The sequence below is a fragment of the Pseudomonas sp. xss_2 genome (assembly GCF_043104195.1).
GTDB classification, from domain to species: Bacteria; Pseudomonadota; Gammaproteobacteria; order Pseudomonadales; family Pseudomonadaceae; genus Aquipseudomonas; species Aquipseudomonas urmiensis.
Genome location: NZ_JBICKL010000082.1, coordinates 23080 through 48798, shown reverse-complemented (window position 1 = coordinate 48798; position 25719 = coordinate 23080). Strand labels below are relative to the sequence as shown.

The following is a 25719-nucleotide window of genomic DNA, read 5'->3' as shown; positions in this document are numbered from 1 at the left end:
GGCTCATCGGCCGAGTGGCAAGGCGATCCCGATCAACGCAAACAGGCTGCCACAGCAGCGGTTAAACCCCGTTCCGCCCTTGGCCAGCCAAGGCCGAACCCGAAACGCCAGGCGCGCCAACAGGTATTCGACAACAAATTCGACACTGGCAAAAGTCGCCGCCATGACCACGAACTGCACCAGCAAACCACGCTGTGGATCGATGAACTGCGGCAAGAAAGCCCCATAGAACAGCAGCACCTTGGGGTTGGCCATGGCCGACAGAAAACCCTGGCGCATCATTCCCGCATTGCTCAAGCGCGTAGCCCCCTCGGTCAACTCCAGGCGCATCGCCGGGCTGCGCCACAGCTGGATGCCGAGCCACACCAGATAAGCCCCACCCACCCACTTGAGCACCTGCAGCACCGAGCCCGAGGTTTGCAGCAGCGCGCTCAGGCCGAACATGGTCAGGGCGATCAGCGCGCTAAAGCCGACCACCCCGCCGACGATGGTCAACAGTGTGCGCCGTGCGCCATACAACGCGCCGTGGGTCAGCGCCAGCAGGCTGTTCGGACCAGGGGTCAGTGACAGGCCAATGCTGGCGAGCAGGTAGATAAGCCAGGTATCCAGTGCCATGGGGTATGCCTTGCAGTGTCAGAGGGCGCCAGTCTAGGCCAAATGTGGCTAAACCCAGGGTATGATCTGGACATCTGAGGGTTATTTCTGGACGGCTGCATGACGCCTGATATCCGCTTGCTGATCCTGCCGCTGCCGGAATTCGCCTTGCTGGCGTTTGGCGCGTTCCTCGACAAGCTGCGCTTCAGCGCCGATGACGAGGATTACAGCCAGCAGCGCTACTGCAGTTGGACGCTGCTAGGCCTGAGCGATCAACCTGTGCCCTCCAGCAGCGGGGCGGTGGTGCAAGTGGAAGTCACGCCGCAGGCGCTGGACTTCGCCGGCTACGACTATCTGGTGCTGTTCGGCGGGCGCAATGCCGCGGCCACTGCTGCCTTGGCACCTGACTACCGGGCGCTGCTCAAACGCGCCGCCAGGGCAGGGGTGAAGCTGGTGTGTGTCGACAACGCCGCGTTTCTGCTGGCTGCCTGCGGCCTGTTGGAAGGGCACAAGGTGGTGGTGCACTGGCGCCACGAAGCCGAGTTTCGGGCGTCCTTTCCGCATTTACAGCTACTGACCGGGCAGTTGTATTGCTTCGATGGGGCGCGCATCTCTTGCGCCGGCGGCAGTGCCGCGATCGACCTGGCGGTGGAGCTGTTGTCGCGCAACTGCGGCCGAGCGCGGGCGCTCAAGGGGCTGGCCGATATGCTGGTCGATGAAACCCGTGACAGTCGCCATGCCTTGCGTTCGTTGGAAGTTGGGGCAGGGCAGGTGCAGCGTGCGGCGGCATTGATGCGTCACCACTTGAGCGCGTCGATGACCGTCGAGCAACTGGCGGCGCAGTTGGGTATCAGCCGGCGCCAGCTGGATCGACAGTTTCTCGCCAGCCATGGCATGAGCGCCAAGGCCTGGTGGCTGGAGATGCGCCTGCAGCAAGTACGCTGGCGCTTGCTCAACTCAAGCCACGGCCTGGCGCAGATTGCCGATGAGGTGGGCTTGGGCGATGCGGGGTATCTGGGCAAGTGCGTGCGGCGGCGCTTTGGGTGTACCGCAATGGCTTTGCGTAAGGGCGTTTGACGCTATCGCGGGGCAAGCCCGCTCCCACGCGAGGTATTCAGGGGCCTGATCCGTGCCTTGCGTGGGAGCGGGCTTGCCCCGCGATAGCGTTACTGCGGCGCGCCGAATAGCCCAGTCCAATAGATGCCCGCATCGCTCTTGGGGTCGACCGCGTAAGCGGCGCCCAACTCGGTGAAGTCAGGGTTCATCAGCGTCGCGCAATGCCCAGGGCTGGCCAGCCAGCCATCGACCACCTTGCGCGGGGTGTCACGCCCGGCGGCAATGTTCTCGCCAATCTGCCGGTACAGGTAGCCGGCCAGCTCGGCGCGATCGCCTGGGGTGCGGCCATCGCGGTCGATATGGTCGAAGAAGTTCTGGTTGGCCATGGCTCGGGTATGGTTGGCGGCAACGCCAGCCAAGGTCGTGTTCCAGGCCAGCGCCGGCGCTGCGGCGAACGGCTGGCCAGCGCATTGGCGCGGCAGCTTGCGCGCGGCGTTGATCTCTTGCAGCAGTTTCTGCCCCTCGGCCTGCCAATCACCCAGCCGCCCACTGAGCAAGGGGCGGGCGAGCACGATACGCCAGTCGCGGCCTTCCTGGCTGACGCCGATGTCGACGAACTGCGGATCGAGTACCACCTGGCAGAAGCTTTCGGAAATGGCGTGCATCGCCGCTTTCGCATCGCGCGGGCCGGACAGGCTGATGGCCTGGACGTTGACCATCGGGTAGGCGGCGCGGGTCATCGCCTGTTGCAAGTCGCGGGTGCCCTCTGGCGACAGCGCCAGGCGAGTATCGCTACTGAGCGGTGGCAGCTCCAGCGAGCCTGCGTCGCCGCAGCGCTGGGCCTGGCTGCGGTAAGCGTTGATCGACTCGATCAGTTGCCCTTCTTCGCCAGTGAAGGCCTGGGCGCTGGTGGCGGCGAGCAGGCCCATCGACAGCATGGCAATGCAGGCAACGGATGGCAGGACGCGCATGTATATCTCCCTATCTGGCAGCGCCTTGGTTTGCGCTGCTCATCCTACACAAGCACGGGGCTTTTGGCCCTCTGCCGTGCAGTTCGAATAAAACGGCCGGCTATGACATAGAAGCGGCAAAAGAGGCAGTAGACCGCTGGTCGCGTCGAAAGTGCGATGATTTGGTAATAATTCGTAACCTCGTCTAGAAACAATACTCAGTTGTTCTCCATTTCTCATCTGCCAGGAAGGCGTCCCTCTACCGCTTGCGGAGCTTTTCATGGCGCGACCTTGCCCTGTTCGTCCGACCTTGCTGGCCCTGTGCTGTTCCCTCGCCGTCAACGCCCAGGCGGCTGACGGCCCTATCGAACTCGATGCCACCGCGGTCAACGCCGAGGCAGCCAAGCCATCGCCCAGCCAATTGCCCGAGGCATTTGCCGGCGGCCAAGTGGCGCGCGGTGGGCAGATGGGCATCCTGGGCAACCAGGACATGATGGACGTGCCCTTTACCATGACCAGCTACACCGCGCAGCTGATCGAGGATCAACAGGCCGAAGACATCGGCGACGTGCTGCTCAACGATCCCTCGGTGCGCCAGTCGTTCGGCTTCGGCAACCAATCGCAGGTCTTCGTCATTCGCGGCCTGCCGCTCAATGGCGATGACGTCGCCTTCAACGGGCTGTACGGCGTGCTGCCGCGGCAGATGATCTCGCCTGATGCCGTCGAGCGCGTCGAGGTGTTCAAAGGCCCCAACGCCTTTCTCAATGGCGCCAGCCCCACCGGCACCGGCTTGGGCGGCAACGTCAACCTGCAACCCAAGCGCGCCGGCGACACGCCAACGCGTCGCTACACCCAGGACATCAGCAGCGATGGGCGCCTGGGCGAGCACTTGGACCTCGGTCAGCGATTTGGCGCGGACAACCGCTTGGGCGTGCGCCTGAACCTGTCTCAGCGCGAGGGTGAAACCGCGGTGGATGATCAGCACCAGCGCAGCAAGCTGTTCGTGATCGGCCTGGATTACCGTGGCGACAACTTCAAGCTCTCGACCGACTTCGGCTATCAGAAACAGCGGGTCAACCACATGCGCAACTCGGTGCGCCTGGGCGCCGGCCTGACGGATATTCCACGCGCCCCCGACGCCGATCACAACTACGGCCAGGAGTGGGCCTGGACCGAAACCGAGGACACCTTCGGCATGGTCCGCGGCGACTATGACTTTAACGACAACTGGAGCGGCTACCTGGCCGGTGGCGCCAAGCACACCCACGAGAATGGCTTCTACGGTACGCCGATCCTTACCGACAGCAGCGGCGCGGCGACTATCGGTGGCTCCAAGATCCCCCACAACGAGGACAACACGACCTTCATGGGCGGCATCAACGGCCGCTTCCAGACCGGGCCGCTGAGCCATCAGCTGAATATCGGCGCGGCAAGTATCTGGACCCAACAGGAGAACGCCTTCGTCTTTTATAACTCGCAAGACACCAACATCTACCACACCGACCCGCTACCCAAACCGACCACGCCGACCTTCGTCGGCGGCAAGCTGGACGACCCGGGCGTGACCGGCAAAACCCGCAACCGCAGTATCGCCATCTCCGATACCGTGGGCCTGTTCGACGACACCCTGCTGCTCACCGCAGGGGTGCGCCGCCAGCAACTGCGGGTCGAGGGCTATGCCTATGACGGCGAGGGCGCGGATGCTGGGCGCAATGCCTTCTACGATGAAGCGGTCACCACGCCCGTGTATGGCATCGTCTACAAGCTCAATCCGTCGATCTCGCTGTACGCCAACCGCATCGAAGGCCTGGCCCAGGGCGCAACGGCTTCAGGGCAGGTGATCAATGCCGGCGAGGTATTTGCGCCCGCCGAGACCAAGCAGGTCGAAGCCGGGGTCAAGTTCGACTATCAGCGCTTTGGCGCCAACCTCGCGGTTTATCGCATCGAGCGGCCCACTGATGGCTTTGTCCAGGGCAACGTGTTCGTCCAGGATGGTGAGCAGATCAACAAGGGCGTGGAGCTGAGTGTGTTCGGCGAACCGATTGCCGGCTTGCGGCTGATGGCCGGCGGCACGCGCATGGACACCGAGTTGAAAAACACCTTGGATGGCAGCAATGACGGCAACCACGCTGTCGGGGTGCCGACCTTCCAGCTCAACGCCAGCGTCGACTGGGATGTGCCGGGGCTTGAGGGGTTGGCGCTGAATGCGCGCATGCTGCGCACCGGCGGGCAGTATGCCGACCCTGGCAACACGCTCAGCCTGCCGACCTGGAACCGCTTCGATGTCGGCGCGCGCTATCGCTTTAGCGTGCAGCGCAAGGACATCACCTTGCGGGTCAATGTGGAGAACCTCACCGACAAGAATTACTGGGCCTCGGCCAATGGTGGTTACCTGACCCAGGGCGATCCGCGGTTGGTGAAGTTCTCAGGCTCGATCGATTTTTAAGTGGCGTCGATTGGCGATGAGGCGGCAACTGTTGGCAGGCCAACAGCAGCCCTACACTTTGCCCGCCCTGATTCACTGCAAACGTCGCCAACCCCAATAAAATCAGGCCCTTGAACCCGGCACAACTCCTGCAATAGCCCATTGACCATCCTTGGGCCTTGCGCAGGAGCGACCTTGAATCATCCAATCCTTCCCCTGATCCCGCTATGTGCCGCCTTGGCCCTGGTCGGCTGCGAGCGCGCCGAGCAGCGTACGGTCCACAGCGACCAGCCGGTGCATGGCGGCACCTTGGTCTACGCAACCGACCGCGAGCCGACCTGCCTCGACCCGCACGTTGCCGGCGACATGCCCCAGGTGTTCGTCGCCCAGCAGTACCTCGACTCGTTGGTGTCGATGGACAGCGACGGGCGTATCGGCCCGTGGCTGGCGACTCGCTGGGAGGTGTCCGCCGACGGCTTGCGCTATACCTTCCACCTGCGCCGCGACGTGCGCTTCACCGACGGCACGCCATTCAACGCCGAGGCGGTCAAGGCCAACCTCGACCATATGGCCGACCCCAAGACCCAATCGAGCACGGCCGGCGGCTATATCCGCCAGTACCGCGGCACCGATGTGCTCGACGACTACACCGCCGTGGTGCGCCTGGCCACGCCCTATGCGGCGTTCCTCGAAGTCTTGGCTCAGGGCTTTCTGGGTATCCAGTCACCCACCGCGCTCAAGCGCAGCCGTGACCAGAACTGCGAAAGCCCCGTGGGCAGCGGCCCGTTCAAGGTGGCCCGTTGGGACCGGCAGAACCAGGTCGAGCTGGTCCGTAACCCGGACTACAACTGGGCGCCGCCTACCGCCAAGCATCAAGGCCCAGCGTATCTGGAGCGGATCGTCTGGAAGTTCATCCAGGAGCCTTCGGTGCGTTTTGCCTCGCTGCAGGCGGGCGAGGTGGATGTGATCGAAACCCTGCCGCCGGAATCCCACGAAGCCGCGCGGCGCAACCCGGACGTCGAGTTGATCGTCGCCCAGCGCCCCGGCAACCCCACCAACGGCACCTTCAACATGCGCCGTGCGCCGTTCGACGATATTCGGGTGCGCGAGGCGTTCGTGCGCAGCGCTGATGTCGAGGGCGCGCTCAAGAGTGTCTACTTTGGCGAGTTTCCGCGTGCCGCCGGGCCACTGAGCGTGGCCACGCCGTTCTACAGCGGCGATTTTGAAGACAGCCAGAACTACCAGCCGGACCGTGCGGCGAAGCTGCTCGATGAAGCCGGCTGGACCGGGCGTGACGCCGACGGCTACCGCACCAAGGATGGCAAGCGCCTGAGCGCCACCGTGCTGATCGGCGCGCGCACACCGCCCTCGGAGCTGACCTTGTGGGAGCAGGTCCAGGCCACCACCCGCCAGGTCGGCCTGGAGCTGGTGCTGGACCAGATGAGCGACGCCCAGGTCACCGCGCGCCAGGCGGCCTGGGACTACGACATCCGCACCGGCTACTGGAATACCAATACCCCCGATGTGCTGCGGATCATCTTCAGCTCGGCGTTCGTCCAGCCTGCGGGCGTCGGCGGCTACCACCAGAACTCCTCGGGCTATGCCGACCCCGGCTTCGATGCCTTGCTCGAAAGCGCCCTGGCCACCCAGGACCCCGAGCAGCGCCGGGCCCTCTATCACCGGGCGCAACAGCAGGCGGCCGCGCAGTACCTGCAACTGAACACCTACCCGCAAAGCACGCGCCTGGGCATCTACAAGACCGCCCACGGCGTGCGCCTGGAGCCGTCGTTGGCGGTGACTTATCTGTATGACGCATGGGTGAGCAAATGAGCAGCGCAACTTCCCTGGCAGTGACCGACCCACGCCGCGAACGCCTGGCCGCCCTGGGCCGACGCGCCGTCATCCGCCTGGCCGGTGGCGTGCTGGTGCTGTGGGCCGTGGCCAGCTTGACCTTCTTCGCCCTGCGCTTGATGCCGGGCGATCCGGTGTTGGCGATCCTCGGCGGTCCCAGCGCCAACCCAAGCCCGGAGACGATCGAAGCCACGCGCAAGGAATACGGCTTGGACCAGCCGCTGGCGGTGCAGTACGTGTTCTACCTCGGCCGCCTGCTACAGGGCGACCTGGGCGTGTCCTACTCGCAACACCAGCCGGTGACCCAGGTGTTGGCCGAGCAGGGCGGGGCAACCCTGGAGCTGACCGTGGCGGCGCTGCTGCTGGCCTGGTTGCTGGTGTTGCTGCTGACGGTGGTGACCGCCGGGCGTGGCAGGCTGGTCGGTGGCCTGGCGTCGATGGCCGAAACCCTGAGCGCGGCATTACCGCACTTCTGGCTCGGCGTGGTGCTGCTGGCGGTGTTCGCCTTTGGCCTGCGCTGGTTCCCGCCGGCGGGCAGCGACAGCTTGGCGAGCCTGGTGCTGCCGGCGTTTTCCCTGGCCATCCCGCTGGCCGGCTTCATTGCCCAGGTAACCCGCGAATCGCTCGAACTGACCCTGGACCAGCCGTTCATCCTCACCGCCCGCAGTCGCGGCTTGAGCGACCTGGCCGTGCGCTTTCGGCATGCCCTGCGCCATGCGCTGCTGCCGGGGGTGTCGTTGTCCGGTTGGGCGATTGGCGCGCTGATCAGCGGCGCGGTGGTGTGCGAGGTGATCTTCTCGCGCAAAGGCGTCGGCCGTCAGCTGTATCAAGCGGTGCAAGTGCAGGACCTGCCACTGGTGATCGGCATCAGCCTAGTGGTGGCTGCCGGCTACGTGCTGGCCAACATTCTGGTCGACTTGCTCTACCAGTGGATCGATCCCCGTCAACAGGAGGCCAAGCCATGAGCGAACTGATCCTTGAGCGGGCGCAGGCCCCGCTGCGCCGGCAACGGCGGCTGCACCTGCCGCCGCTGGGTGCGAGCCTGGCTCTGTTGTTTCTCGCCGGGTTGCTGCTGGCGGCCCTGGCGCCGCAGTTGTTCACCCGCATCGACCCGCTGGCCATCGTGCCCCGCGAAGCGTTCCAGCCGCCGAGCTGGGCGCACTGGCTGGGCACCGATCAGTCCGGTCGCGATATTTTCGCCCGGGTCATCCACGGTGCCCGCCAGAGCCTGCTGATCGGCGTGGCGGCCACGGCCTTGTCGATGGCCATCGCCATCAGCCTGGGGCTGCTTGGGGGGCTGGGCGGGGCCAAGCTCGACCGTGGGGTCGGTTGGTTGCTGGAAGTGCTGTTCGCCTTTCCCAGCCTGGTGCTGGCGCTGCTGTTCGTGGCGGTGTTCGGCAGCGGCATCGGCCCGCTGATCGTCGCCACCGGCCTGGGCGGCGCCCCGGGCTATGCGCGGATGGTCCGCGGCCAGGTGCTGGCGGTGCGCAACGCAGGCTACATCGAAGCGGCGCGGGCGCTCGGCCATCCGACCTCGCGGATCATTGTGCGCCAGCTCCTGCCCAACGCCATGCGGCCGCTGATCGTGACCCTGACCATGGGCGTCGGCCAGGCCATCGTCTGGGCTTCGGCCTTGAGTTTTCTCGGCCTTGGCGCCCGGCCACCGGCACCGGAGTGGGGCACCATGCTGTCGATGGGCCGCGACTTCATCGCCAACGCCTGGTGGCTGACCTTCTTCCCAGGACTGTTCATCGTGCTGACCACCTTGGCCACCACGGTGACCGGCCGCTATATCCAACAACGCCTGGAGGGCCGCCTGCCATGACTGACAAGACCCTGATCGTCGAAGGCCTGTCAGTGTCCTTCGCCGGCAACAGCGTGGTCCGCGACGTGAGCTTCACCCTGGCCCCGGGGCGCTGCGTGGCGCTGGTCGGTGAATCGGGCTCGGGCAAGAGCGTCAGCGCGCGTAGCCTGGTCGGGCTGACCGGGCCCAACAGTGAAGTGACCGCGCGCCAGCTGAGTTTTGCCGGCCATGACCTGCTCGATTTGGGCGAACGCCAATGGCGCCAGGTGCGCGGCAAGGACATCGGTTTCGTGCTGCAGGATGCGTTGGTTTCGCTCGACCCCTTGCGCCCGGTCGGCAAGGAGATCCTCGAAGTGCTGCAGACCCATCGCTACGGCGACCGCCAGCAGCGCAATGCGCGGGTGCTGGAGCTGCTGGAGCGAGTCGGCGTGCCGGACGTTGCCCTGCGCGCCCGTCAGCGCCCGGGGCAACTGTCTGGCGGCCTGCGCCAACGCGCGCTAATCGCCAGCGCGCTGGCCCTTGACCCTGCGCTGGTGATCGCCGACGAGCCGACCACGGCCCTGGACGCCACGGTGCAGGCGCAAATCCTTGAGGTGTTCCAGCAGATCAAGGCGCGTGGCGCATCGCTGTTGATCATCAGCCATGACCTGGCGGTGGTCGCCCAGCTGGCCGACGAGGTGCTGGTGCTGCGCCACGGCGAGGTGGTGGAGCAGGGGCCGATGCAGCAGGTCTTGCGCCAGCCCCAGCATGCCTACACCCAGGCCTTGCTCGCCGCAGTGCCGGCCGAGCACCCGCGTGGTACGCGGCTGTCGCCACAGCCAGCGGGCGTAACCCGCCCAGCCGTTGCCCGCGGGCATGGCGATGTATTGTTGCAAGGGCGCGGCCTGGGCAAGCGCTATGCCGGCCCCGATGGCCTGGTGCGGCAAGTGGTGCAGGGGGTTGATTTCACCCTGCGCGCTGGGCGCACGCTGGGCATCGTCGGTGAATCGGGCTCTGGCAAGACCACCGTCGCGCGTATCGCCCTGGGCCTGCTGAGCCCAGACGAGGGCCAGGTGCTGTACCGCGGCCAGCCGTGGAACTTGCCGGACGAGGCGGTCAGCGAAGCCAGCCGACGGCCGCTGCGGCGCCAGATCAGCGTGATCTACCAAGACCCGCTCGGCTCGTTCGACCCACGCTGGAGCGTGGCGCAGATCCTCGACGATGCCCTGCAAGTGGCGGGTATCGATACTGCCGCGCGACCGGCCCGGATCGCCTTGCTGCTTAACCAGGTGCGCCTGCCAGCAGAGCTTGCCCAGCGCCGGCCATTGCAACTGTCGGGCGGCCAGCGCCAGCGGGTGGCGATCGCCCGGGCGATTGCCAGCGAACCCCGCCTGATCATCTGCGACGAGCCGGTTTCGGCGCTGGATGTCTCGGTGCAGGCCCAGGTGCTCGACTTGCTGGCTGACCTGCAGGACGAGTTGGGCCTGGCCTACCTGTTCATCTCCCATGACCTGGGGGTGATCCGCCATGTCAGCGACGACGTGCTGGTGATGCGCCATGGCCAGGTGGTCGAGCAGGCTCCCGTCGAGCAGTTGTTCGAGCGCCCTGAACATGAATACACCCGCCGCCTGCTCGGCTCGGTGCCGCGCCTGCCGGGCGCCGGCGCCGAACTGGTAGTGCCGCCGCTGGACCTGGAACACGAAGCCTTCGACCTGTTCGATGAATCACGACTGTGGAAAATTGCCATCTAAGGACTGCCCCATGACCACCTTTCAACGTTTCCCTGCCCAGGCGCCCGTTGCCACTGTCGCCGCACTCAAAGCGCGTATCGCAGTCTTGCTGCCGGAGATCGCCGCCGGGGCAGCCCTGCGCGAACGCGAGCGCAGCCTGCCGCATGCGGCCATCGCCCAGCTCGCCGCCGCTGGGCTGTACACCGTGCGCATTCCCCAGCAATACGGCGGCCCGGGCGGCAGTGTCAGCGATGTGATCGAGCTGTTGTTGCAGGTGGCCTCGGTCGACTCCAACGTTGCCCAAGCCCTGCGCCCTGGCTTTGCCTTCGTCGAGGGGCTGTTGGCCGCAACCGCCGAAGGCGCCGAACAGGAGCGTGAGCGTTGGTTCGCCCGCTACCTTGACGGCGCGGTGATTGGCAATGCCGGTTGGGAGCTGGGCGGCGCCAATGGCGCCATCGCCGCGCGCCTGGTGCGCGAGGGCGACCATTTCCGCGCCAACGGCAGCAAGTTCTACAGCACCGGGGCGCTGTTCGCCGACTACGTCAGCGCGGTGGCCTTGGATGAGGACGAACAACCGGTGTCGTTCATCCTGCCGCGTGACCGAGAAGGCCTGGAGCTGGTCGACGATTTCGACGCCATGGGCCAACGCCTGACCGCCAGCGGCACCACCCATTTGCACAACGTGCGGGTCGAGGCCAGTGATATCCGCACGCGCACGGTGCAAGACGGCCAGCGCACCATCGTCACGCCGTTCTTGCAGCTGTTTCTCGGCACCGTGCTGGCCGGGATCGCCCGCAATGCCTTGAACGATGCCAGTCAGTTTGCCCGCGAGCACGCCCGGCCGATCAAGCACAGCAGCGCCAGCCGCTCGGTCGATGACCCTTACGTCGAGCTGTCGGTAGGCGATATCGCGGCGCGTGCCTTTGGCGCCGAGGCGCTGGTGCTCAAGGCAGCAGCGAGCATCGACCGGGCCTGGACCGCACAGCTTGACGAAGCCGCAGTGGAGCAGGCCGCCCTGGACGTGGCGCAAGCCCAATACCTGGTGGCGGAGTTGGCCCTCAAAGCCGCCGAAACGCTGTTCGACGTCGGCGGCGCCTCGACCACTGGCCGCCAGCACAACTTCGATCGACACTGGCGCAATGCCCGCACCGTGGCCAACCACAACCCGCGTCACTGGAAGGCGGCGGTGGTGGGCGCCTGGCAACTCAAAGGCACCCGGCCACCTGTCTCGGGGCTGTTTTGACGGCACAGCCGGCCGCCCTGGTCGGCCATCTGCAAAGCCCCAAGGTGCCGGTGATCATCGGCGCCGCACTGTTCATGGAATTGCTCGACAGCACTGCGGTGATGACCGCGCTGCCGAGCATGGCGGCGGATTTTGGCGAGCCGGGCCTGCGCATGAACCTGGTGGTGTCGCTGTACATGCTGGCCTTGGCCCTGTGCGTGCCGCTCAGCGGCTGGGCCGCCGAGCGCTTTCGCCCGCGTCAGGTGATGTTGCTGGCAATGGGGCTGTTCACCGCTGCATCACTGGCGTGCGCCTTGGCCGAGTCGCTCTGGCAGCTATGCCTGGGGCGTATGCTGCAGGGCGCGGCGGGGGCGCTGATGACGCCGGTGGGGCAGGTGATCATTCTGCGCTGGTCGAGCCGCGAGCAATTGCTCCAGGCCATGTCCTGGCTGGCCTTGCCTGCCTTGGTGGGGCCGCTGCTAGGGCCGTTGCTGGGTGGTTTGTTGGTGACGGCGCTGTCGTGGCACTGGATTTTCTTGATCAACTTGCCGATCTGCCTGCTGGGATGCCTGCTGATCCTCAAGCACGTTCCGGATTTCCCCCCGCGCGCGGTGCCACCGCTGGATGGGCGCGGCTTGCTGCTCAGTGGCGGCGCACTGGCCATGCTGGTGTTTGGCCTTGAGTCGCTCGGGCTGGGCCAACTGCCACGGATGTGGGCCTTGGCCTTGATCGGCGGCGGCGTGGCTTGCGCCTTGGGTTACCTGCTGCATGCGCGGCGCCATCCCAACCCGCTGGTTGACCTGTCGCTGCTGCGCCTGCGCAGCTTTGGCGTGACCCAGGCCGGCGGCGGGCTGTTTCGCCTCGGTTCGGCGGCGCAACCCTTCCTGCTGGTGCTGTTGTTGCAAAACTGCCTGGGCATGAGCCCGATGGCTGCGGGCTGGCTGGTGGTCAGCGGCGGCGTCGGCGCCTTGTTGATGAAGCTGCTGGCAGTGCCTCTGGTGCGCCGTTACGGCTATCGCCAGGTGCTCAGCTGCAATGCCGTGCTCAGTGGCGCTGGGATTGCCCTGTGCGCCTGGTTCGACCGGGATACGGCGATCTGGTTGATGGCACTGGTGTTGTTCGTCGCAGGGCTGGTGCGCTCGTTGCAGTTTTCCACCCTGGGGGCGGCAAGCTATCAGGACGTGCCGGGGGAGCGCTCGGCTGCTGCCACCTCGCTTTCGTCGATGTCGGGGCAGTTGACCATGGCCATGTCGGTGAGCCTGGCGGGGTTGATGCTGGGGGTGTTGGCGGGGGTGGACGGAAGGGCGGAGACGTCGGTGGCGGATGTCACCACGGTCATGCTGGTGTGTGCGGGGTTGTGCGGGGTATCGGGGATGGTGTTTCGGCGTTTGGCCAATTGAGGTAAGCGGCCTCTAGGGCCTCATCGCGGGGCAAGCCCGCGCCTACACAATCGGCGAACAACGCGGATCGTGTGGGAGCGGGCTTGCCCCGCGATGAGGTGCTAAAGGGCATCGTGATCAGGCTACATCGACCAGGACGATCTCGCTGTCCTCGATCGCCGTGACGGTCAACAGCGCTTCCTGCTCGATCGCCAGGCCATCCCGGGCATTGACCCGTACCCCATTGACCTCGACCGCGCCCTTGGCCGGCACCAGGTAGCCACGGCGGCCCAGGTCAAAGCGGTACTCTGCGCTTTCCCCAGCTTGCAAGGTAGCCGCCACCAGGCGCGCATCGGTGCGGATGCGCAGTTGCTGCTCATCGCCCTCGCGACCGCTGGCCAGGGTCACGAAGCCTTCGCCGCGCTGGCCTTTAGGGAATGGCCGGGTACCCCAGGACGGCGCATCGCCGACCCGCTGTGGAATGATCCAGATCTGGAAGATCCGCGTATCGACCTGCTCCAGGTTGTACTCGCTGTGCACGATGCCGCTACCGGCACTCATCACCTGCACGTCACCGGCCTCGGTACGGCCTTTGTTACCCAGGCTGTCTTCATGGGTGATGGCGCCTTCACGCACATAGGTGATGATTTCCATGTCGCGGTGCGGATGTGGCGGGAAGCCACTGCCGGCGGCGATCAGGTCGTCGTTCCACACCCGCAGGTTGCCCCAGTGCATCCGGGCCGGATCGTAGTATTCGGCGAACGAGAAGTGATGGTGGGCGTCGAGCCAGCCGTGGTTGGCATGGCCGAGGGTATCGAAGGGTCGCAGTTGCAGCATGATCGTGCTCCTTGAGTCGGTGGAATGGGGCCATGATGCGCGTTTGAATGATCGAAAATAAGCGTAAATATCGGCTAAATATGATCGTAATTATAGATATGTAAAGGTGCGGTGCTTTATGCGTTTCATCGCCTAATTCACTGATCTTCAAGCATTCGCTGGTGATTTTTGGCGGATACGGCGAACATGCACAGCTGATTGGATTTTCAACGGAGTGACCGTGCCACACGAGCAGCCCCTTGTCCCAGCGGACCTGTCTCCGCCTGCCCAACTGCCTTGGTTTCGGCGTCTGGCGGCACGCCTGTTGGGCCGTGGCCTGAGTCGTCTGCAAGCGCAGCACCGCGACTCCTGGTTCCTCGGCCACGCCACTGGCCAGCGCAGCGGCCATACCGATGGCCTGCGCGAGGGTTACGAGCGTGGCCGGGCCGAGGGTTATGAGGCCGGGCGCCAGGTTCTGGTGATCCGCGATACTCGCCCGGAAAACCCTGGGGTACCCGGACAGGACGACAAACTGTTCGATGACTGGCGCCTGCCGCTGAGCGCCGAGCTGAAAAAGCGCTTCAAGGCTGATGTGGCCCAGCGCCTCCCGGCCGAGGCCCAGCCTAGCGCTGCGCAGTGGAAGCTGATTTTCAGCGATACGCCGTCAACCTGTGTGGTGGCCGGGGCGGGCGCGGGCAAGTCGACCTCGCTGGTGCTGCGCATCCTGTTGCTGCGCCATTACCTGGGCTATGAGCTCGACGCCATGACCGTGGTGACCTTCACGCGTGAGTCGCGCAAAGACTTCATCAAGCGTTTGCAACAGGTGTTCGCGCTTTGGCAGCTCGACTTGCCAGCGGTCAGCGCCCGCGAGCTGGTGCGTACCTTCCATTCGCGGATCCTGCCGCTGGTTCGCAGCCTGCCTGGCTTTGGCCAACTACGCGCCTTCGAAACCCTGGGCAACGAGATGCCCGCTGGCAGTGAGGCTGGGGCCGACAGCAACCCGTTCGACCTGCGCTTGAACGACGCCCAGCGCCAGCAGCTCAACCTGTGTTATCGCGACCTGTTGCGCGACAGCCCGCGTTTCGCCGAGCTGATAGGCGCCTTGCGCCGCGAGGCCTTGCAGCTCAAGCCGCTGGACCCGGACCACCCCGACGTGCAAAAGCGCGTGCAGGTGACCCAATTGGCCGCTCAGCGCGACGAAGAGCTGTGCGACGTGATCGAGGATCTGTGGTTCGCTGCCGGTGCCTGGCCGATCAAGGGCATCGAGCCATGCCGCGAAACCGTGCAGATTCGAGGCCACAGCTTCCATGTGCATGGGCGTTTGCAAGGCCAGGATGGGTGGGTGGTGCTGGGCTTCGACCCTAATGAAAGTGCTCAGTATCAGCGCCCGGGGGCCAAGCTTGCGGTGCGCGCAGAGTGGGCGGTAAAACGCACCTTGTTTCAAGCTTTCTGCGATAAGCCACTGATATGGCTTGATAATTATGCATCGGCTAAGCGCCTGGCCGCCTCCTTGGCGGGCGACGCTGTAGCCGGGCCTGGCTTTGAATACAAGGTCAAGGGCGAGCTGGCGCCGGCGCCCTTGCTGGATGCTTTCGTAGCGGCTGCGAGCTTCATCGAAAACCTCGGCCTGGAAGTGGGCGGTGCGGTTACCGCCATGAGCTTCCCGCCAGGTGACAGCGATGGGCAATTCTTCGAGGCCTTGGCGCTGTACTGGCGAGCCCTGGAAGCGCACCTGCTGGCCCAGTCGCCTCCGGTCATGACCTACAACCGGATGTTTGCCCTGTTTGGCGAGAACAACCCAGAGAACCTGCAACTGCTGCCCGATCCATTGCTGCGTCCGTTGGCGCATTTGATGATCGATGAGTTCCAGGACGTCTCGCCGCAGATCGTCAGCTGGCTGCGCGCCAGCCTCGCCGAGATTCGCCGGCGCGGCCCGGCGATGCATGTGGGGCGTAGCGCCCAGCATTCATCGTTGCTGTGCGTGGGCGATGACTGGCAGTCGATCTATGGCTGGCGCGGCAGCTCGCCGAAGTTTTTCATGGAGTTCACCAAGACCTTCCCGTCACCGGCCAATACCCGGGTGATGCTGGTGGAAAACTACCGCAGCCAGCAGCAGGTTATCGATGCCGCTGAGCATCTGGTCAAAGGCGCGCAGGCGATTGCCGGCAAGAAGGCCCGAGCCAGTGGCGTGGCGGCAGCGCTGCCGTTGTCACCGGTGCGGATTTTCGATCGTGATGAGGCGGCCCTTGGACAGACCGTGATCGAACACTACGAGCGCGGCGAATCGGTGATGATATTGTTTCGAAAAAGTATCGATAAGTTACTGATTTCAGATCATATTCAGGCTGTAGTTAAAGCTGATTCTAGCTTGCCGGCCGAGCAGCGCCGCCTGCGCCAACTGACCTACCACAGCGCCAAGGGCTTGCAGGCCGATGCGGTGTTCATGCTCGGCGACTGCCAGTACCTGACCAGCTCGCCGTACAAGAACCAGGTCTATCGTCTGGCAGATCTTGGCCGCGCTGGCGACGCCCAGCCGTTCGATACCGCGCAGAAAGAAGAAGTGCAGCGCCTGGCCTACGTGGCGGTGACCCGCGCAGTCAGGCACTGCTATTGGCATGTGGAGGCGGCTTCTGGCGAGACTGCCAAGTTGTCGCGTGCCTCCAGCCAAGTTGATGGCCGGCAGGTGTTCTTCGAAGACCTGCGCGGCCAGTAGGGTGATTCACGCTATGAATTTGGCCCTCGGTTATTGCGATCCAAGGCCGCTGTCAGGCTGAGCCGGAGTGCGCGATCAGCACGTTCCTTGGCCTGCTTGAACGACGCCCAGGCGTCGATCAGCGCTTGCCCCTCAAGCTCGGCCTGGCGCAATTGGCCGTTCTCAATTGGGCTGTGTCCTACGGCGGCCGTCAGCGCCTGGGTCACTTCAGGAGTGAGTGGGCCATCTTCCAGCTCATACAACCCGGAAAGGTAGTTGGAGCCATGCAGCCAGGCCTCGGTCAATGCGCTTAACTGCTCAGCGTACTCACGCTGGAGAAACAGCTGCCAGGCCGGTTGCTCGATCATCCATTCATGACGGTTGGCGGGCACGCTGTCGAGTTGGTAAACGTGTTGCTCGACATTGTACTCGATGCTTCTGGTGATCATTGCCGTCTGCCGATAGAGCATGCCTCGGCTTGGCTCTGGGAAGTCCAGTAATGCCTCAGGTGCCAGCGCTTGGCGCAGTGCCAGGCGGATCTCAATATCGTCGACCAGCGAGATGCGCAGATCATCGTCACTGATGTCATCTTCTGGAGCGAGCTCAGGCAGCTCAGCGCGATTTTCCACCAACGCAGCTCGGCGCATGGCTCTGCGCAGTGCAATGTTGTCGGCAACAGCATTAACTTGCGCGCGCCGGAACAAGCGGCGATAGAAGTTGAAGCTGTACTGCGGGGGAAGCCCGGCGAATTGGGTTTGATCGTACGCCTGGGCCTCTAGCTCCAGCGCGCTGAAGGCATCGGCTCCAGCGTCGCCGCAGGTGGCTGGGTATTGGCGGGCGACCTCGACGATGCGCTGGCGCAGCTGATCATCGTCAGTCAAACGGCCTATCAATGTCCAAACGCGTCGGTACATACCTTGCGGATCGTACAGTGCTTCAGCGGAGAGCGTCAGCCGATCCAGAACATCGACCCATGGCTCGTTTTCGGCGCTGCTCATCAGTTCTTCTGCGCGTGCGCGTTGCTGCGCTGAACCAGCCTCCAGCCAGCCGCCCTCGCTTTCTGATTCGGATACCGGGTGCTCGATCACGCTGGCATGGATCTCGCGCAGGCGCAGGGCTTGTTCTTCCACCAGTCTGTTGTAGTTGAAAAACCAACGGACTGTGGTACGGCCGCTGCTGAGTTCCTGGGCAAAAGGTGTGGCCAAGAGCGTCTCGAAGTCGGGCAGTCGGAGAATGTTGTTGTCACTCAGATCGATCAGGCGCAGCTGATAATTGCGCTGGCTCATCAGGGTGGTCAGGCCTTCAGGCCAGGCGCTCAGGCGAGCTCTGCTCAGGTTCAAGTGTTCAAGACGCGCCAGGTAGCGTACATCCGGCGCGACCTGCAGCGGGTTCGCGGCAAGCGTCAGGCGGCGCAGGTGCACCATGTCCTGGAAGTAGGCGCTGGTGGTGGCATTGAGTTCGATGGCGTTGCGGTTAAGGTCCAGCGTTTCCAGTGGCAGTTGGGTAATGGCACGCCATTGTTCGGGGCTCAAGCTCAAGCCATTGTTGTACAGGCTCAAGCTACGTAATTGCCGCAGTTCCCTGAGGGTCTGCATGGCATTTGCCGGCAACGTCGTCAATTGGTTGCTGCGCAGATCCAGCTCGCGCAGGCGAGTGCTGCGGCGTAGGGCTTGAAACAGTACTTGGCTGTCCACCTCGGGGTTCTGGATAAGGCGCAGCCGCTCAAGTGCGGGGAAGCTCTGCAAGAACCCCTCGGCCACGTGGTGCACGCCGGCATCTCGCACTGTGATGGCTGTGATGTGCTGCAGTTGTGCCGGTAGTGGTGGTAGCGTTTCCAGATCGATGGAAGCCAGTTCCAGACTGGTTCCGGTCTCCCGCCGCCAGGCGCTGCGAATACAGTCGCTGAAGACTTCTCGACTCGCGCGGGATATTTCCCCGACTGCGCGTGACCAGGCGTCCAGGCTGGCATCGAGGTTTCGCCATTGTTCTTCCAGCAGGTTGATTTGAGTGGCCAAGTCACCCCGTTGCGACAGTTGCCGGATCAAGGCTTGGCGCTCGGCGGTATTGAGCGTCGGATACAGGTTGCGTAAGCGGTTACTTGCATTGCCCAGCCTGCCGCTCAGGGGGTAGCCCACGCGCCCATCGCTAAGGCGCAAGGGCGAGCGAAACCCCGGCCTGACCGGTTGTTGGCCAAGCAGCTGGGCGGCCAGCGGGCGATCGCGGGTCAGCAGGGCAAATAGCTGGGCGGGCGTGGCATTGGTCAGGTCTGGTCGTTGCGCAACGATGGCCTCTTGCAACAAGCGGGTATCGGCGTTGGCCAGGGTCGGCCGGTGCAGGCCAATCAATGCTCGGTCCAGGCGCACTCGTGCTTGCAGCCGCCGGGCTTCTTCGGCAATGCGCAAGGGAACGCGGCCCTCTGCCAGACGGTTGCGTTCCACAGGTGTGGCATGCTCGACAAGTTCCTCAAGGGCTGGTCTTGCAAGCCCCGTGAATTGGCCACCGAGGGTCTGTGCGGCGGCGTTGAGCGGTGCGCGGTGGCCCTGATACAGGCTCTGGAACATCGCCTGGCGCTGGCTACTGAGCTGGTTTGCGAGTTTGTCCTGAAGGCCTGTGGCGCGTAGTTCGGGGGCGGTGCTTGGCACCAAGGCGTTGGCACGTTGTTCGTCCAGCTGATCCAGCACTGCTGTGGCCAGCTCGCCTTGTTGCAGATCACTTCTGCTGAGCAGGATCTCCACACTGCCTTGGCCAAATCGTGTGGAGCTGCCCTGCAACTGTGAGCCTTCAAATACGCGGATGGCGTGATCTTCTGGCCAACCTGGCAGTTCCAGTAACGCGGGGACTGCGTAGTTCTTGTAGGCGGCGAGTGAGCGACCGTCACCGATGCGGGCGATGATGTCGTCCACTTCGTAGTCGAGTTTGAGGCGGGTCAGGGCGTCTGCCAGCAGCGCCGGAGCGGGTTTGTCGGCCATGAGAGTGTAGCGCAGGACATCGTCGTCCAGGCCGGTACTGCGCAGTGCGCTCAGCAGTTCTTGGTCGGGCAAGCCTGCGCTAGCTGGGCCAAGGCGGCGCAGCAAACGCGTGGTGTCCCAGTCCATGGGCTGTTCGTGCTCCACGCGCCAGGCGCCTTGGCGGTTGTGGCTCAGGCGCGGGCGGTAGGCTTGAGGATCCTCAGGGTGCTTCAACTGCCAGGAGTCCTCGCCAGTCTTGACCTGCTCATACACCTCGCCGTCCAGGCGGATGTAGTACTTGTCCTGTAGCACATATTGGCCCTGCGTGTTGGCTTCAAGCGTATCAGGCAGTTCGACCGGGCTGCGGTAGGCAGCTAGGTTGGCTGACCAAAGACGCTCCTCACCGTCGATCCAGACGCTTTTCATCAGGTCGACAAATCCGCTGGCCTTGATCAGCCCTGCTGCGCCAGCAAGGCCGCCGACAACGGCAAGGTTGACCATGATCGACTTAAGCTGCGCCAAGGCCTGGGCGGTATCGTCTTCCTCCCAGGCGTCGACAGCGTGGAACACGCTTTCGAGGACCTGGCTGGCGCCGATCGCCAGCATCACGCTGTTGAGCCCGGGGATGAACATGGCAGCGACGTTGAGCACATTCATACCGATCTCGAACCAATGCTCTAGGCGCTCACGTTGTGCTTGAGCGTCTACATTGGCCGTGGGGACCGCGATACAGGCAGCGTCGCTTTTGAGCCGTTGCACATGCAACGTGTGCAACGTGGCCCAGGGTTGGCTGGGCAAGCGGGTGGTGTTCAGACGGATGTTTGCCTTACGGCGAGGATGCTGAACCACGCTGTCGTTGAGTTCGCGGCTTTCAAACAGCGCCTGCTGCAGCTTGGCCGCCAGCGCGGGTTGCAAGGGTGCTGGCGCCAAGGCTGTGATCTGCCGGCGAAAGGTGGTTTTGAGCAGCAGCGCACTCAAGTGCCGTCCCGCTTCTTGAAGCGACGGGTACTCGCGCAGCGGTTGCAGGTCATCACCGGGAATGTAGAGGATGACGGGGTTGACCTGGCCGGGTTGGTCCGGGCCGATCAGCAGCACTTCGTGCAGGCTGATGTCGAACAGGTCGAGTCGCCAGCAGTGCAGTGCAGACTGGTTATAACGCGGCGCCGCGAGGTCGCTGCTCAGCTGCTGCACCGCATGCAGGCCATGAGCAGACAGCAGGCCCTGCAGCGAAGCGATCCGCGCTCTGAGTCGGAGCTCATCACGGTTTGCCTCGATCAGCAGCGCTTCGAGCGCGGCGCCAGCAGCGCCGCCATAGATGGCGTCCAGATGCGCCTGGTAGCGAGCGCCCAGGTCCAGGGCGCGGCAATGGTCAATGAACTGCGCCACTGTCAGGTTGGGGAGTGCCCGAGCATCTGTGCCACTGTACTGCAGGGCACTGAAGGGGCCTGCTTGGGAGATACCCTCGAAATTATGCAGCGCTGCTTCGAGCAAGCTGCAAAGTTGCGCAGGCCCCTTTGGGCGAATCGCGGTGACGTCGGTTTCTCGACCGGTCTCTAGCGGATATTCGACGTCGATCGGCGTCACCCAGATGTCGCCGACTTCTTCAAAGGGTTGAAAACGGTATTGCGCCTGGTCTACCGCAACGTTGAGCGCCAGTCGTTGCGCGAGCAGCGGGGTGCAAAATTCGCTGATACTCTTGAGCGGCGCCAGTGCGTGTTGCAGGGCCTTGCGGCTGGCATCGCGCTTGGCGATCGCCCTGCGTATGCCATCTTGATAGTCGGGACGAGCGTTGGCAAACCAGGGGTAAGGCTGGCCCTGTTCATCCAGATAGTCCTTGCGCAGGCTCTGGATCATCTTGCTGGCATGGCTTGGATACAGTTGCTTGCTCCACGAGGGCAGCGTGCGAACGATTTGCGCGTGATGGTAGGCGGAGGTACTGGACATGCGGTTGCTCCTGACAAGTGGAGCCCTATCAAGCCGCAATGGGCGTTGCGCGCTGCGGTACATAACTAGCGCTCAGGGTCGGTGTCGCGCATGTCGTCGTCGGTGACGGGCCAGCAGCTGGCTGCGCACTAGGCGATGGTAGGCTGCCGGCCCGGCGCGTGGGCGTCGGGCGCAGTCATGGAGAGTGCCCATGAGGCCCAAGGATCACCTGCTAGACCTCGACGGCATCGAGATCGCCGTGCGTACCTGGGGACCGGAGGATGGTATCCCGGTGTTGGCCCTGCACGGTTGGCTGGATAATGCCGCCTCATTTGAACGCCTGGCGCCGTTGCTCGATGGCTGCTTCGTGGTGGCCCCCGACCTGGTCGGTCATGGCCGCTCCGATCACCGCCGTCACGACAGTGGCTACTACCTGTGGGAGCATGCCGAAGACATGCTGGCGGTGGTCGACAGCCTCGGCCTAAGCCAGTTTCATCTGATCGCCCATGGCATGGGCAGTGGCATCGCCACCCTGCTTGCGGCAATGACCAGTGGCATTGCCAGCATGATCCTGCTCGATGGCATGGGCGCACCGTTTACCGTGGCCGAGGGTGATCGCGTGCAGCATCTGGCCAAGGCCTATCGACTCAAGCGCTTGGTGCGGCGCAGTCGCTTGCAGGGCTTCAGCGAACCGGATGGCAGCCAGTTCGACAGCCTTGACGCGGCATTGCAGCAGCGCCGTAGTCGCCTCGATGGCAATTTGTCGGAGGACGCTGCGCGGCTCCTGGCGCTGCGGGATCTGTTGCAGGTCGGCGATGGTTATTGCTGGCGCCATGATCCGCGCCTGGTATTGCCCGAACCCATGCCGCTGACCGAAGGTGAAGCCTGCGCACTGCTGGCGCAGGTCAGCTGCCCGCTGTACCTGATGCTGGGTCGTCAGGGCGCTTTTGCCGGTGACGGTTTCGCCCGCCGTGAGGCGGCTCTGCCGCGCCAGGCCAAGGTCTCCTGGCATCCGGGTGGGCATCATCTGCACCTGGAGGCGCCTGAGCGCGCCCTTGTCGACCAGATCTTGCGAGTACTGGCCCGGCATGAGCAGGGGGCGGTGCAGCGGCTGGTCAACGAGTAACACGGGTCTGTTGCCGCAGGCTGTGATGGGCTATGTTGGTGCACTTGTTTCCACGTCGCCACAGGGAGATGCGGCATGCGGCCTTTCACCATCGAACAGATCGACCATCTAGTCCTGCGGGTTAGCGATCTTGAGCGCAGCATCGGCTTTTATCGAGACCTGCTCGGCTGTCAGGTCAGTCGGATTCGCGAAGACCTGGGCATGGTCCATCTGGCCGCCGGTAGCGCGATGATCGACCTGGTGCGCATCGACGGCCCGTTGGGCCTGCCGGGAGGTCGCGCTGCCCAGGATCAGGGGCGCAACCTGCATCACTTCTGCCTGCGCATCGAGCCGTTCGATGAGCAAGCGCTGAGCGACTACCTCAAAACCGCTGGGGTAATTGTCGAGCCGGCCGAGAAGCGCTACGGCGCCCAGGGTGAGGGGCTGTCGTTGTACTGTTTCGATCCAGACGGTAACCAGGTCGAGCTCAAAGGGCCGGTGCAGGAGAAACCATGATGCAGCCGCAGGTCAGGCAGCACTGGATCGCAACTGCACAGGGGCGGCTATTCGCCCAGGACTGGACGCCCGAGGCCGAGCAGGGCGTGCCGATCATCCTGTTGCATGACTCGCTAGGCTGCGTGGCGTTATGGCGCGAGTTTCCCGAGCGCCTGGCGCGCGCTACCGGGCATCGGGTGATTGCCTATGACCGGCTCGGCTTTGGCCGCTCCGACCGCCACCCTGGCCAACTGCGCCTGGGTTTTGTCGAAGCGCAAGCTGAGCAGGAATTTACCGCGCTGCGCAGCCAGCTCGGCATCGATGCGTTCATCGTCTTTGGCCACAGTGTCGGTGGCGGCATGGCGATCAGCTGCGCGGCACGCTTTGCCGAGCATTGCCAGGGGCTGATTACCGAATCGGCCCAGGCCTTTGTCGAGGCGCGCACCCTTGCCGGGATTCGCGCCGCCGATCGCCAGTTCGCCGAGCCTGGGCAGATCGAACGGCTGAGCAAGTACCACGGCAACAAGGCGCACTGGGTGTTGCGTGCGTGGGTAGACAACTGGTTGTCCGACGCTTTCGCCGGCTGGAACCTGGATGCAGTGCTTGCCCAGGTGCGCTGCCCGCTACTCAGTTTGCACGGCGATCTGGACGAGTTCGGTTCCGACGCCCATCCGCGCCGCTTCATCGCCATGGCCGGCGGGCCGAGCGTGATGCGGATGCTGCCCGGCTGTGGGCATGTGCCTCATCGCGAACATGAAGACGTGGTGTTGAGCGCCGTCAGGCAGTTTCTGGCCTGAGCATGCCGTGATTCATCCGCCGCCTGCGCTGTAGCTGGTGAAGGGCGCGGCCTGGCGGGTGGATATCCGCGCAAAGCCGATTATGCTTGAGCTTACCTTGCTGCGATCCGAGGCGGTTCGTCTCGTCGTGCTTCGCGCAACCGTGAGCCAAACAAGCCCAAGGGCCAGGGTGCGGTGTTGATCTTTGAGGTACTCAGGCCTTCAAGAACAAGACGGAGGCAACCCATGGCGGTTATCGACAGCACATCGACGGGCAGCGCGCCCCAACGCGGCATCACCCGGGAGGAGCGCAAGGTCATCTTCGCCTCATCCCTAGGCACAGTGTTCGAATGGTACGACTTCTACCTGTACGGCTCACTGGCCGCGATCATTGCCAAGCACTTCTTCGCCGGCGTCAACGAAACCACCTCATTCATCTTCGCCTTGCTGGCCTTTGCCGCAGGCTTTGCCGTGCGCCCGTTCGGCGCCATCGTGTTCGGTCGGCTGGGGGATATGATCGGGCGCAAGCACACCTTCCTGATCACCATTGTCATCATGGGTCTGTCCACCGCGATCGTCGGTCTGTTGCCCAGCTACGCGAGCATTGGCGTGGCGGCGCCGGTCATCCTGATAACCCTGCGTCTGCTGCAAGGGCTGGCGCTGGGCGGTGAGTATGGCGGTGCGGCAACTTATGTGGCCGAGCATGCGCCCAAGGGCAAGCGCGGTTTCTTCACTTCGTGGATCCAGACCACCGCCACGCTGGGCCTGTTCCTCTCGCTGCTGGTGATTCTCGCGTGTCGTACCGTGCTTGGCAACGAGGCCTTCGAAGCGTGGGGTTGGCGCATCCCGTTCCTGCTGTCGATCCTGCTGCTGGCGATCTCGGTGTATATCCGCTTGCAGCTCAACGAATCGCCGGTGTTTCTCAAGATGAAGGCCGAGGGCAAGTCATCCAAGGCACCGCTGACTGAATCCTTCGCCCGCTGGGACAACCTCAAGGTGGTGATCATGTCGCTGCTTGGCGGCACCGCCGGCCAAGCGGTGGTGTGGTACACCGGCCAATTCTACGCGCTGTTCTTCCTCTTGCAGACGCTCAAGATCGACCCGCAGACGGCCAACTTGCTGATTGCCGGTTCACTGCTGATCGGCACGCCGTTCTTCGTCATCTTTGGCAGCCTGTCGGATCGGATCGGGCGCAAGAAGATCATCATGGCCGGCTGTATCATCGCTGCGCTAACCTACTTCCCGATCTTCAAAGCCCTGACCGAATACGGTAACCCGGACGTGTTCGTAGCCCAGGAGCAGAACCCTGTGGTGGTGGTCGCCGACCCTGACCAGTGCTCGTTCCAGTTCGACCCGGTCGGCAAGGCCAAATTCACCAGCTCCTGCGACATCGCCAAGAGCCTGCTGGCCAAGCGCGCTATTCCCTATGAGAACCAACGTGCCGAGCCTGGCAGCGTGGCCCAGATCCGCATCGGCGAGCGGGTGATCCCAAGCTTCGATGGCCGGACGATGGCGGCGGCAGACTTCAAGGCGCAGAACGATGCCTTCACCGCTACCCTCGGTGGCGCGCTGAAAGAGGCGGGGTATCCGGAGAAGGCCGACCCGGCCAAGATCCATTACCCGATGGTGCTGTTGCTGCTGACCATCCTGGTGATCTACGTGACCATGGTCTACGGGCCGATCGCCGCCTGGCTGGTGGAGCTGTTCCCGACGCGCATCCGCTACACCTCGATGTCGCTGCCATACCACATCGGTAATGGCTGGTTCGGTGGCTTCCTGCCAACGGTGGCATTTGCCATGGTCGCGGCCACCGGCGACATCTATTACGGGTTGTGGTACCCGATCGTGATTGCAGTGATGACGGCGATTCTAGGGATCTTGTTCCTGCCGGAAACCAAGGATCGCGATATCACCTGATCGCGCTCTGGACGCTATCGACGGTATTGCCTGGGTATTATTTGGCGATACCGTCGG

17 protein-coding genes are annotated in these 25719 nt (G+C 64.0%); 13 read left to right on the top strand and 4 right to left on the bottom strand.

Features of this window, described 5'->3' with window-relative positions:
* Positions 1 to 3 precede the first annotated feature (3 nt).
* On the bottom strand, positions 4 to 615 hold the full coding sequence (locus ACF8K2_RS21660; protein WP_186553291.1) for a LysE family translocator: 612 nt from the start codon (positions 613 to 615) through the stop codon (positions 4 to 6).
* A gap of 99 nt (positions 616 to 714) precedes the next feature.
* Between ACF8K2_RS21660 and ACF8K2_RS21655 the strand changes: the two genes are divergently transcribed.
* Complete coding sequence (locus ACF8K2_RS21655) at positions 715 to 1671, top strand: GlxA family transcriptional regulator (RefSeq protein WP_264234599.1); 957 nt, start codon at positions 715 to 717, stop codon at positions 1669 to 1671.
* A gap of 89 nt (positions 1672 to 1760) precedes the next feature.
* On the opposite strand, the gene ACF8K2_RS21650 is transcribed toward ACF8K2_RS21655, so the two are convergent.
* A complete protein-coding gene (locus tag ACF8K2_RS21650; RefSeq protein WP_186553289.1) occupies positions 1761 to 2621 on the bottom strand; it encodes a CAP domain-containing protein in 861 nt (286 codons plus the stop codon).
* A 259-nt stretch (positions 2622 to 2880) separates the two neighbouring features.
* Between ACF8K2_RS21650 and ACF8K2_RS21645 the strand changes: the two genes are divergently transcribed.
* The 7 genes from ACF8K2_RS21645 to ACF8K2_RS21615 all read left to right on the top strand — a co-directional run bounded on the left by ACF8K2_RS21645 (position 2881) and on the right by ACF8K2_RS21615 (position 13011).
* The gene (locus ACF8K2_RS21645) at positions 2881 to 5046 is read left to right on the top strand and encodes a TonB-dependent receptor (protein WP_392467537.1); all 2166 of its coding nucleotides are present in this window, start codon (positions 2881 to 2883) and stop codon (positions 5044 to 5046) included.
* A 216-nt stretch (positions 5047 to 5262) separates the two neighbouring features.
* Entirely contained in the window at positions 5263 to 6855 is a 1593-nt protein-coding gene (locus ACF8K2_RS21640) for an ABC transporter substrate-binding protein (protein WP_392467575.1), read from the top strand.
* Entirely contained in the window at positions 6852 to 7841 is a 990-nt protein-coding gene (locus ACF8K2_RS21635; protein ID WP_225915596.1) for an ABC transporter permease, read from the top strand. The genes ACF8K2_RS21640 and ACF8K2_RS21635 overlap by 4 nt, the downstream gene beginning before the upstream one ends.
* Complete coding sequence (locus tag ACF8K2_RS21630; protein ID WP_392467536.1) at positions 7838 to 8701, top strand: ABC transporter permease; 864 nt, start codon at positions 7838 to 7840, stop codon at positions 8699 to 8701. The genes ACF8K2_RS21635 and ACF8K2_RS21630 overlap by 4 nt, the downstream gene beginning before the upstream one ends.
* Positions 8698 to 10410, top strand: a complete 1713-nt coding sequence (locus ACF8K2_RS21625) for a dipeptide ABC transporter ATP-binding protein (protein WP_392467534.1) — start codon at positions 8698 to 8700, stop codon at positions 10408 to 10410. The genes ACF8K2_RS21630 and ACF8K2_RS21625 overlap by 4 nt, the downstream gene beginning before the upstream one ends.
* Positions 10411 to 10420: 10 nt before the next feature.
* On the top strand, positions 10421 to 11632 hold the full coding sequence (locus ACF8K2_RS21620) for an acyl-CoA dehydrogenase family protein (RefSeq protein ID WP_392467532.1): 1212 nt from the start codon (positions 10421 to 10423) through the stop codon (positions 11630 to 11632).
* Entirely contained in the window at positions 11629 to 13011 is a 1383-nt protein-coding gene (locus ACF8K2_RS21615; protein WP_392467530.1) for an MFS transporter, read from the top strand. The genes ACF8K2_RS21620 and ACF8K2_RS21615 overlap by 4 nt, the downstream gene beginning before the upstream one ends.
* 117 nt (positions 13012 to 13128) lie before the next feature.
* Here the strand turns inward: ACF8K2_RS21615 and ACF8K2_RS21610 are convergent, their stop codons facing one another.
* Positions 13129 to 13827: a pirin family protein gene (locus ACF8K2_RS21610; protein WP_392467528.1), complete on the bottom strand. Its 699-nt coding sequence runs from the start codon at positions 13825 to 13827 to the stop codon at positions 13129 to 13131.
* 220 nt (positions 13828 to 14047) lie between these two features.
* Between ACF8K2_RS21610 and ACF8K2_RS21605 the strand changes: the two genes are divergently transcribed.
* Positions 14048 to 16519: a UvrD-helicase domain-containing protein gene (locus tag ACF8K2_RS21605; RefSeq protein ID WP_392467526.1), complete on the top strand. Its 2472-nt coding sequence runs from the start codon at positions 14048 to 14050 to the stop codon at positions 16517 to 16519.
* 11 nt (positions 16520 to 16530) lie between these two features.
* On the opposite strand, the gene ACF8K2_RS21600 is transcribed toward ACF8K2_RS21605, so the two are convergent.
* Positions 16531 to 21390, bottom strand: coding sequence for a dermonecrotic toxin domain-containing protein (locus ACF8K2_RS21600; RefSeq protein ID WP_392467524.1), 4860 nt, complete (start codon positions 21388 to 21390; stop codon positions 16531 to 16533).
* 190 nt (positions 21391 to 21580) lie between these two features.
* Between ACF8K2_RS21600 and ACF8K2_RS21595 the strand changes: the two genes are divergently transcribed.
* The 4 genes from ACF8K2_RS21595 (at position 21581) to ACF8K2_RS21580 (ending at position 25662) form a co-directional block, all read left to right on the top strand.
* Entirely contained in the window at positions 21581 to 22495 is a 915-nt protein-coding gene (locus tag ACF8K2_RS21595; protein ID WP_392467522.1) for an alpha/beta fold hydrolase, read from the top strand.
* 75 nt (positions 22496 to 22570) lie between these two features.
* The gene (locus tag ACF8K2_RS21590) at positions 22571 to 22990 is read left to right on the top strand and encodes a VOC family protein (protein WP_264234609.1); all 420 of its coding nucleotides are present in this window, start codon (positions 22571 to 22573) and stop codon (positions 22988 to 22990) included.
* Positions 22990 to 23766, top strand: coding sequence for an alpha/beta fold hydrolase (locus tag ACF8K2_RS21585; protein ID WP_392467574.1), 777 nt, complete (start codon positions 22990 to 22992; stop codon positions 23764 to 23766). Before ACF8K2_RS21590 ends, ACF8K2_RS21585 begins: the two co-directional genes overlap by 1 nt.
* Positions 23767 to 23991: 225 nt before the next feature.
* Positions 23992 to 25662, top strand: coding sequence for an MFS transporter (locus tag ACF8K2_RS21580; RefSeq protein WP_392467520.1), 1671 nt, complete (start codon positions 23992 to 23994; stop codon positions 25660 to 25662).
* The last annotated feature ends 57 nt before the right edge of the window (positions 25663 to 25719 follow it).

Coding starts and splice junctions, on each gene's coding strand:
- ACF8K2_RS21660 (WP_186553291.1), bottom strand. CDS start 615: ATGGCACTGGATACCTGGCTTATCTACCTGCTCGCCAGCATTGGCCTG.
- ACF8K2_RS21655 (WP_264234599.1), top strand. CDS start 715: ATGACGCCTGATATCCGCTTGCTGATCCTGCCGCTGCCGGAATTCGCC.
- ACF8K2_RS21650 (WP_186553289.1), bottom strand. CDS start 2,621: ATGCGCGTCCTGCCATCCGTTGCCTGCATTGCCATGCTGTCGATGGGC.
- ACF8K2_RS21645 (WP_392467537.1), top strand. CDS start 2,881: ATGGCGCGACCTTGCCCTGTTCGTCCGACCTTGCTGGCCCTGTGCTGT.
- ACF8K2_RS21635 (WP_225915596.1), top strand. CDS start 6,852: ATGAGCAGCGCAACTTCCCTGGCAGTGACCGACCCACGCCGCGAACGC.
- ACF8K2_RS21630 (WP_392467536.1), top strand. CDS start 7,838: ATGAGCGAACTGATCCTTGAGCGGGCGCAGGCCCCGCTGCGCCGGCAA.
- ACF8K2_RS21625 (WP_392467534.1), top strand. CDS start 8,698: ATGACTGACAAGACCCTGATCGTCGAAGGCCTGTCAGTGTCCTTCGCC.
- ACF8K2_RS21620 (WP_392467532.1), top strand. CDS start 10,421: ATGACCACCTTTCAACGTTTCCCTGCCCAGGCGCCCGTTGCCACTGTC.
- ACF8K2_RS21610 (WP_392467528.1), bottom strand. CDS start 13,827: ATGCTGCAACTGCGACCCTTCGATACCCTCGGCCATGCCAACCACGGC.
- ACF8K2_RS21600 (WP_392467524.1), bottom strand. CDS start 21,390: ATGTCCAGTACCTCCGCCTACCATCACGCGCAAATCGTTCGCACGCTG.
- ACF8K2_RS21595 (WP_392467522.1), top strand. CDS start 21,581: ATGAGGCCCAAGGATCACCTGCTAGACCTCGACGGCATCGAGATCGCC.
- ACF8K2_RS21590 (WP_264234609.1), top strand. CDS start 22,571: ATGCGGCCTTTCACCATCGAACAGATCGACCATCTAGTCCTGCGGGTT.
- ACF8K2_RS21585 (WP_392467574.1), top strand. CDS start 22,990: ATGCAGCCGCAGGTCAGGCAGCACTGGATCGCAACTGCACAGGGGCGG.
- ACF8K2_RS21580 (WP_392467520.1), top strand. CDS start 23,992: ATGGCGGTTATCGACAGCACATCGACGGGCAGCGCGCCCCAACGCGGC.